The sequence below is a fragment of the Corynebacterium gottingense genome (assembly GCF_003693265.1).
Lineage (GTDB): Bacteria > Actinomycetota > Actinomycetes > Mycobacteriales > Mycobacteriaceae > Corynebacterium > Corynebacterium gottingense.
The window spans coordinates 1-1,290 of the sequence record NZ_RDRE01000143.1 but is presented as its reverse complement, the minus strand read 5'-3'; the positions used below and the strand labels follow the sequence as shown (position 1 = coordinate 1,290).

The following is a 1,290-nucleotide window of genomic DNA, read 5'->3' as shown; positions in this document are numbered from 1 at the left end:
CGGATGTCCTCGAAAGTGTCCGGCGCTTCCTCGATCACGTCAGCGTTGCGGAACAGGAGCTGGCCGTTGGTGTTCTGCGGCAGGGCGACGAGCTTGTCGCCGTAGGTCGCGGACTCGACGGTGGCCGGCAGCAGCCCGGAGGTGTCGACGGCGAAGTCGCCCTCGAGCGGCTGGAGCCACTGGTTCGCGGCGAAGTCGGCGGTCCACACGACGTCGAGCGCCATGACGTCGTAGTCGTCGCCGCCCGCCTGGAGGGACTGCACGAGGGTGTCGCGCTGGTCGTCGGCCTCGCCGGCGAGCTCGGAGAGCGTGACCTGCTCGTCGGGGTGCTCGGCGTTCCACTTGTCGATGATCGGAATCAGCTTGTCCGTGTCATTGCGCCCCATGGCGAAGGTGATGGGGCCGCGCTCGTTGCCCTCGGCTGCGGCGCCGCTCGCGCCCCCGGAGGCCTCGGAGTCGGATTCGCTGTTGGAGCAGGCGGTGAGTCCGGTGGTGGCGAGCGCGATTGCACAGAGCGCTGCGCCGGTCTTGCGGGTGGCGGTGAGCTTCATACCAATACCTTTCGTATTCGCTGGTCCCTCACAATGTATTCCGCCGGTGCCCGTTTCCGCACAAAATTTCTGGTTTTTGCCCACCAACGGGGGTGCGCGCGGGCTATCGCTTATCGACGCCCAACCGCCGCCCCACCTTCTCAATCTCCATAATTTCCTGCTGCCTGTCTGCGGAGATGAGCCCTGTCGCGGCGACGACGGACCCGCCCGCGGCGAGCGGCGCGAGCACGTACTGCTCGAACTCCGCCGCGGAGGTCCACGCCGGGACCCAGTACCGCTCCGGCCCCAATTCGGGGGTGGACCACGCGGCGAGGTCGGCCGACGCGCCGAAGTACTGGTCGCCGTAGAAGCGCACGGTGGGGCCGAAGTCGATGGTGCCCGTGGGGAGCTCACCGCCCGCTTCGACGACGCCGCGGCCGAAGGGGTCATCCGACACCACGACGCAGTCCGGAACGTGCGCCCACCGCGCCGCATCATCGACGCCCACGAACACCACCTCCGGCGCCCCGCCGTCACACGGCCCGATGTGCGGGACGCGCGACGAGTTGTAGGCGCCCAGTGCGATCACGGCGCACTGCCACGACGCGGGGAGGTCGATGCAGATGGCGCCCGCGGCCGGCGGGAGCTCGAACTCCTCGTCGAGCATGTTGGCGACCTTGTTCGCCCAGTTGTCCAGCGTTTGGGCGGAGAACTCCATGCGGGTGCCGCGCGCTTCGTCGTAGACGGTCAGCCGCGGGCT

At 68.7% G+C, this 1,290-nt stretch carries 2 protein-coding genes; both read right to left on the bottom strand.

Features of this window, described 5'->3' with window-relative positions:
- Positions 1-551 (bottom strand): extracellular solute-binding protein (locus EAW56_RS12305; RefSeq protein WP_122086839.1); only part of this gene is annotated, 551 nt, incomplete at its 3' end.
- A 103-nt stretch (positions 552-654) separates the two neighbouring features.
- On the bottom strand, positions 655-1,290 hold a 636-nt coding region (locus EAW56_RS12300; RefSeq protein WP_122086838.1), incomplete at its 5' end, for a TIGR03089 family protein.